Annotated in this window: 1 protein-coding gene; it reads left to right on the top strand. The window is 75.6% G+C overall.

The features are described 5' to 3' along the window. Nucleotides 1–16: 16 nt before the first annotated feature. Complete coding sequence (locus tag AB0C22_RS07375; RefSeq protein ID WP_357534051.1) at nucleotides 17–8,005, top strand: SDR family NAD(P)-dependent oxidoreductase; 7,989 nt, start codon at nucleotides 17–19, stop codon at nucleotides 8,003–8,005. The last annotated feature ends 39 nt before the right edge of the window (nucleotides 8,006–8,044 follow it).

The following is an 8,044-nucleotide window of genomic DNA, read 5'->3' on the forward strand; positions in this document are numbered from 1 at the left end:
GGCGATGCGGCACGCGATGGTGCCGGGGTCGTTGCATGTGGGTGAGCCGTCGGGGTTGGTGGATTGGTCGTCGGGTGCGGTGGAGGTGGTGCGGGAGTCGCGGGAGTGGGTGGTGGCTGAGGGGGGTCGTCGGCGGGCGGGGGTGTCGTCGTTCGGGATCAGTGGGACCAACGCGCACGTGATCGTGGAGGAGCCGCCGCCGGTGGAGCCGGACGATCCGGAGCCGGACGCGGTGGTGCCGGGTTCGTCGGTGCCGGTGGGGGTGACGCCGTGGCCGGTGTCGGCGCGGTCGGTTGCCGGAGTGCGGGAGTTGGTCGAGCGGTTGCCGTCGGCGGTGGCTGGGGTGTCGGGGGTGGATGTGGGGTGGTCGTTGGCGTCGACGCGGTCGGTGTTCGCCGAGCGGGCGGTGCTGCTCGACGGTGAGACTGTCGCGGATTCGGCGTCGCTGATCCCGGAGATCCGGGAACTGGCCGCAGGCGATGGTCCGGTGACGGTCCCAGCCGCCGGTCTGGGCCTGGTGTTCGGGGGGCAGGGTGGTCAGCGGGTGGGGATGGGTTCGGGTCTGTACCGGGCGTTCCCGGTGTTCGCGTCGGTGTTCGACGAGGTGTGTGACCTGTTGGGTGCGGATGTGCGGGAGGCGATCTCGTCCGGGGTTGGTCTGGAGGGGACGGGTGTTGCGCAGCGGGCGCTGTTTGCGGTGGAGGTGGCGTTGTTCCGGCTGGTCGAGTCGTGGGGTGTCCGCCCGGCGGTCCTGGTCGGCCACTCGATCGGGGAGATCGCCGCCGCACACGTCTCGGGGGTGCTGTCCCTTGAGGATGCGGTGACGTTGGTGTCGGCGCGGGCCCGTCTGATGGCCGCGCTACCCGCCGGGGGAGCGATGGTGTCGCTGCGGGCTTCGGTGGAGGCGGTGGAGCCGTTCCTGTCGGGTGATGTGGTCATCGCGGCGGTGAATGGGCGGTCGGCGGTGGTGATCGCCGGTCCGGAGCGGGAGACGCTGCGAGCGGCGGAGGCGGTGGCGACCGCGTTGGGGGTGCGACAGCGGCGGTTGTCGGTGAGTCATGCGTTTCATTCGCCGTTGATGGAGCCGATGCTCGACGAGTTCCGCACGGTGGTGGAGGGGTTGTCGTTCCATCCGGCACAGATTCCGGTGGTGTCTACGGTGACCGGGCAGGTCGGGGATCTGGCGGACCCGGATTACTGGGTGCGGCAGGTGCGTGAGCCGGTGCGGTTCCACGACGCGATCGAGGCTGCCGGTCCCCGGTCGTGGTGGGAGTTGAGCGCGGACGGTGGTTTGTCGTCCCTGCTGGCCGACGGCATCCCGATGCTCCGCCCGACCCTCGACGAGGCGACGTCGGCGGTGACCGGGTTGGCGCAGGTGTGGGTGCGGGGGCACGAGGTCGACTGGCGGGCGTACTACGGCGGCGGGAGGGTCGTCGACCTGCCGACGTACCCGTTCCAACGCCAGCGGTACTGGCTCGACGCCGTACGCCGCGGCGACGAGCCGTACCTGATCCAGGAAACCTGGCACAGCATCGACCTGCCGGCGGCCCCGACCCTCGACGGCGACTGGCGCATCGTCACCGACGGCACTATCGACGCGCGTCCGTTCGCCGAGCTGCTCACCGGGCACGGTGCCCGGGTCGAGGTCGCCGACGGCCCTGGCAGCACCCCGGTCACCGGCATCCTCGCCCTCACCGCCGACCCGGTCCCGGTGCTCGCCGCCGGCACCGGCCCGGTGTGGCAGATCACCGGGGACGCCGCGACCATCGGCCGGGGCCGGGCCCTGGGCTGGGCGTGGCCGGACACCTGGCGGGGCACCCTCGACCTGCCCGCCGGCCCGGACCCGCGCACCGGTGCCCTGCTGGTGGCCGCCCTCGCCGCCACCGGCCCGGTCACCGAACACCTCGAACTGCGTCCCGGCGGGGCCCGCGCCCGTCGACTCACCCCGGTGCCCGTCAGCGGGCCCGAGTGGACGCCACACGGCACGGTGCTGGTCACCGGCGACGGCCCCGGTGTCGACCTGCTCACCGACCTGCTCACCGCCGAGCGGGCGACGGTCCGCCGGGTGCACCCGGACGACCTGCCCGCCGCACTGGCCGGACCGGAGGTGACCGCCCTGGTGCACGCCGACCCGGGCATCGACGCCGACGCCCTCGACCTCACCGGCGGGCCGGACACCGTCGTGCTGCTCACCCCGCTCGCGGGCGTCCTCGGCGCGCCCGACCTGCCGGCGGCGGGACAGCGGCACGCGGTCGCCGTCCACACCGCCCGTAAGCTGGCCGCGCAGGGCCGTACCGCGAGCGTCGTGGCCTGGGCCGACCCGGCCGACCGTCCGGTGACGGGGGTGGACGCCGCACCGGCCGACGCCGCCGTCGCCGCGCTGCGGCGCGCGGTCGGCGGTCGGCTACCCGCCGTGGTGGTCGCCGCCCTCACCCCGGCCACCCTCGCCGTCGCCGACCTCCCCCCGGGCGTACGCGGCGTGCTCGGCGGGTACGTCGGCCCGCCGCCCGAGCCCACCGCCGGGCAGGTCGACCCGGCCGACCTGCTGCCCCTGGTACGCCGGGAGATCGCCGTCGCCCTGGGGCACCCGGACACCGACCGGGTCACCGCCGACCGGCCGCTGGGGGAGCTGGGCATCGACTCGATGACGGCGGTCACCATCCGCAACCGCCTCGCCGCCGTCACCGGGACGGACCTGCACACCACCGTCGTGTTCGACCACCCCACCGCCCGTTCCCTGGCCGGGCACCTCGCCGCCGCCGGAACCCGCCCCGCCGACGCCCCCACCACCGTCGCAGCCCCCGACGAGCCGTTGGCGATCATCGGGATGGCCTGCCGGATGCCCGGCGGGGTGCGCACCCCCGAACAGCTCTGGCGGCTCGTGCTCGACGGTGTCGACGCCATCTCGTCGTTCCCCACCGACCGGGGCTGGGACCTCGCCAACCTGGTCCACCCGGACCCTGACCATCCCGGCACCAGCTACACCGACCAGGGCGGGTTCCTGACCGGGGTGGCCGAGTTCGACCCGGGGTTCTTCGGCATCTCCCGCCGGGAGGCGCTGGGCATGGACCCGCAGCAGCGGCTGCTGCTGGAGACGGCGTGGGAGGCCGTCGAACACGCCCGGATCACCCCGGAGTCGCTGCGCGGGACCAGGGTCGGGGTGTTCGCCGGGGGCAACGGCAACGACTACGCCACCACGATGACCCGCGTCCCGGAGGGCGTCGACGGCTACCTGATGACAGGCAACGCGGCGAGTGTCGTCGCCGGCCGGATCGCCTACCTGTTCGGGCTGGTCGGCCCGGCGCTGACCGTCGACACCGCCTGCTCGTCGTCGCTGGTGGCGCTGCACCTGGCCGGGCACGCGCTGCGCGCCGGGGAGTGCACGATGGCGCTGGTCGGCGGGGTCACCGTGATGTCGACCCCGGGCACGTTCGTCGAGTTCAGCAGGCAGCGGGGCCTGGCCCCGGACGGGCGGTGCAAGGCGTTCGGCGCGGACGCCGACGGCACCGGCTGGGCGGAGGGCGCGGGCATGCTGCTCGTCGAGCGACTCTCCGACGCGCACCGCCACGGCCACCGGATCCTCGCCGTGGTCCGGGGGTCCGCGGTCAACCAGGACGGGGCGTCGAACGGCCTCACCGCGCCGAACGGCCGCTCCCAGCAGGCCGTGATCTCCGAGGCGCTGCGGACGGCCGGTGTCGCCGCCACCGACGTCGACCTGGTGGAGGCGCACGGCACCGGCACCCGGCTCGGCGACCCGATCGAGGCCGAAGCGCTGCTGGCCACCTACGGTCAGGGGCGACCGGCCGACCGGCCCCTGTGGCTGGGTTCGCTGAAGTCGAACATCGGCCACACCCAGGCCGCCGCCGGGGTGGCCGGGATCATCAAACTCGTCCACGCCCTGCGTGACGGCGTACTGCCCCGCACGCTGCACGCCGACGAACCCACCCCGTTCGTCGACTGGCGGCGCGGCGCGGTGGAGCTGCTCCGCGAGCAGCGCCCCTGGCCGGCCGGTCCGGAGCCGCGCCGGGCGGCGATCTCCTCCTTCGGGGCCAGCGGCACCAACGCCCACGTGATCGTCGAGGCCGCCCCGCCGACCGTCGACCCGGCACCCCCGACCCCGCCGCCGGTCACCCCGTGGGTGGTGACCGGGCGGGACGAACGCGGCCTGCGCGCCGTCGCCGCCGACCTGCTCACCGTCGCCGACCGGGTCGACCCGGCCGACCTTGGGTTCTCCCTGGCAGCCACCCGCCAGCCGCTGCACCGGCGGGCGGTGGTCACCGACACCGTCGGCCTGCGGGCGCTGGCCGACGGGGACCTTCCGCTGGTCACGCCCGGCCCCGGCGACCTGGGGTTCCTGTTCACCGGGCAGGGCGCGCAGCGGGTCGGCATGGGCCGGGGACTACGGGCCGCCTTCCCCGTCTTCGCCGCCGCGTTCGCCGAGGTCTGCGCCGCCTGCGACGGGCACCTGGACCGCTCGTTGGTCGACCTCGTCGACACCGGCGACGGCCTCGACGACACCACCGTCACCCAACCCGCGATCTTCGCCGTCGAGGTCGCCCTGTTCCGGCTGCTGGAATCCTGGTCGCTGCGACCGGACGTGCTGGCCGGGCACTCCATCGGGGAGATCGCCGCCGCGCACGTCGCGGGCGTGCTGTCGCTGGCCGACGCGGCCACCCTGGTCACCGCGCGGGGCCGGCTGATGGGCGCGCTGCCGTCCGGCGGTGTGATGGCCGCCGTCCGGGCCGCCGAGGCCGACGTGGTGCCGCTGCTCACCGCCGAGGTGGGCATCGCCGCCGTCAACGGCCCCCGTTCCCTGGTGCTCTCCGGCACCGCGTCCGGCGTGGCCGCGGTGACCGACGCCCTCGGTGTGCCGGGCCGGCGGCTGACGGTCAGCCACGCGTTCCACTCGCCGCTGATGGCGCCGATGCTCGACGACTTCCGCGCCGTGGTGGGCGGGCTCGCCTTCCACCCGCCCCGGATTCCGGTGGTGTCCACGGTGACCGGGCGACCCGCCGACCTGACCGACCCCGACCACTGGGTGGCCCACGTGTCCCGACCGGTGCGGTTCGCCGACGCGCTCGCCGCGCTGCGCGACACCGGCGTCGACACCCTGCTGGAGGTCGGCCCGGACGCCGCCCTCACCCCGCTGACCGTCGACCTGCTGACCGGGGACGCCACGGTCACCGCGACGATGCGCCGGGACCGGGACGAGGCGGCCACCCTGGTCGCCGCCGTCGGCGAGGTGTTCGCCCGGGGGCACCGGGTGGACTGGGCGGCCTGCTACCGGGGCAGCGGTGCCCGCGTGGTCGACCTGCCCACCTACCCGTTCGCCCGGGAACGGTACTGGCTCACCGCCCGCCCCACCGGCGGCGTCGACGCCGCCGGCCTCACCGGCACCGACCACGGCCTGGTCGGCGCGCTCGTCGAACACGTCGACGACGACGGGCTGACCCTCGCCGGCCGGATCTCCACCACCACCCACCCGTGGCTCGCCGACCACGCCGTGCTCGACACGGTGCTGCTGCCCGGCACGGCGTTCGTCGATCTGGCGGTCACCGCCGCCCGTCGCGTCGACTGCGCCGGCGTCGACGACGTCACCCTGGCCGCGCCGCTGGTGCTGCCGGCGGGCAGGGCCGTCGACCTGCGGGTCACCGTCGCCCCACCCACCGACGACGGCCGCCGGGCGGTCACCGTCCGGTCCCGGCCGGCCGGCGGCACCGGGTGGACCACCCACGCCACCGGCACGCTCACCCCCGACGGCGGCCCGGTGGAGGCGCTGCGCCAGTGGCCGCCGCGCGACGCCACCGAGATCGACGTGTCGGCCGCGTACCCGGCGCTCGCCGCCGCCGGCTACCGGTACGGCCCCACCTTCCAAGGGCTGCGCCGGGCCTGGCGACGGGGCACCGAGGTGTACGCCGAGATCGCCCTCCCCGAACCGGCCCGCCCCGACGCCGCCGGGTACGCCCTGCACCCCGCCCTGCTGGACGCGACCCTGCACGCGGTCATGCTCGACTCCCTCACCGCCGCCGAACCGAGCCTGCCGTTCGCGTGGAGCGGGGTGCGGGTGGTCCGTCCCGGCGGCACCGCGCTGCGCGCCCGGTTCGTCCCGGTCGGCGAGTCCGCGGTGGCGGTGACCCTCGCCGACGGTACGGGCGAACCGGTGGCCGTCGCCGAACGGTTGGACTGGCGGCCGGTGTCCGCCGGAGCGCTGCGTCCCACCCACCACGAGTCGCTGTACCGGCTCGACTGGACCGAGGTCGCCGTCGGCGTGGCCGGGGACGACCCGCCGTCCTGGCAGCGCCCCGACGGCCCGGTCCGGCTGGTGACCCTGACCGGCCCGGACGGCACCGACACCGTCGCCCGCACGCACGCGGCCACCACCGGGGCACTGCGTCTGGTCCAGGAATGGCTGGCCGCCGACGACGACCGTACCCTCGTCGTGCTGACCACGAACGCCGTGCCGACCGCCGGCGGTGAACCCCACGACCTGCCGCTGGCCGCGGCGCTCGGCCTGCTGCGTACCGCCGCCACCGAGAACCCGGGCCGGGTCGTGCTGGTCGACCTCGACGGGTCCGCCGCCGCCCGCCGGTTGCTGCCCGCCGTGGTCGCCGCCGCCGAACCCCAGGCCGTGGTACGCGGCGAGCGGGTGCTGGTGCCCCGCCTGGTCCGGTTGGAGACCGTCGACGGGCCGGGCACCACACTCGACCCGTCCGGCACCGTGCTGCTCACCGGCGGTACCGGCGGCATCGGCGCGGCCCTGGCCCGGCACCTGGTCCGCCGGTACGGCGTGACCCGGCTGCTGCTGACCAGCCGCCGGGGACCCGACACCGACGGCGTCGGGAAACTCGTCGCCGAACTGGCCGAACTCGGCGCGGAGGCCACCGTCGTCGGCTGCGACACCGCCGACCGGGACGCCGTCGCCGCGCTGCTCGCCGGCATCCCCGACGAGCACCCGCTGACCGCCGTGGTGCACCTGGCCGGAGTCTCCGACGACGGCGTGCTCGGCTCGCTCACCCCGGACCGGGTCGACGCCGTGCTACGGCCCAAGGTCGACGCGGCGTGGCACCTGCACGAGCTGACCGCCGGGCGGAACCTGTCGGCGTTCGTGCTGTTCTCCTCCGCCGCGTCGGTCTTCGGCGCGCCCGGGCAGGGCAACTACGCCGCCGCGAACGCGTTCCTCGACGCGATGGTCCACCACCGTCGCGCCCGGGGGCTGACCGCGACCACCCTGTCCTGGGGGCTGTGGGAGGGCGTCGGCGGCATCACCGGGCACCTCACCGAGGCCGACTTCCGCCGGATGGCCCGCTCCGGTGTGGCCGCCATCCCCGTCACCGACGGCCTCGACCTGCTGGACGTCGCCTTGGCCCAGCCCCGGGCCTGGGTGTTTCCGCTGCGCCTCGACCCGGCGGCGTTGCGGGGGCAGGGCGACGCGCTGCCCGCCGTGCTGCGCGGCCTCGTCCCCGCCGCCCGGTCCACCGGCGTGCCCGTCACCCCGACCGTCGACCTCGCCGCCCTCCCGCCGCAGGACCGGGACCCCGTCCTGCTGGACCTGGTACGCGGCCAGGTGGCGGCCGTCGTCGGGCTCACCGCCGGTGACGTCGACCCGGGCCGGCAGTTCCGGGACCTCGGCTACGACTCGCTGACCGCCGTGGACCTGCGCAACCGGCTCGGCACGGCGACCGGGCTGCGGCTGCCCGCCACCCTCGTCTTCGACCACCCCACCCCGGCCGAACTGGCCGCCTACCTGGCGGAACGGTTCGCCGACGGGGCCGGGGACACCGGCCCGGCGGTGCTCGGCGGGCTGGACCGGTTGCACGCCGAGGTGCTCGCCGCGGATCTCGCCGCGACGGCACGGGCGGCGGCGCGGGCCCGGCTCAAGGACATCCTCGCCCTGCTCGACGAGCCCGCCGCAGCGGGGGAGAACGTCGACGCGGAACTCGCCGACGCCTCGGCGGAGGAGGTCTACGCCTTCGTCGACCGCGAACTCGGCATCTCCCTGGAATGACCCGACGGGCACACCGACCGACCCCATCTGACGACCAAG

The organism is Micromonospora sp. NPDC048894, from assembly GCF_040649765.1.
Taxonomy (GTDB): Bacteria; Actinomycetota; Actinomycetes; order Mycobacteriales; family Micromonosporaceae; genus Micromonospora; species Micromonospora antibiotica.

Coding starts and splice junctions, on each gene's coding strand:
- AB0C22_RS07375 (WP_357534051.1), top strand. CDS start 17: ATGGTGCCGGGGTCGTTGCATGTGGGTGAGCCGTCGGGGTTGGTGGAT.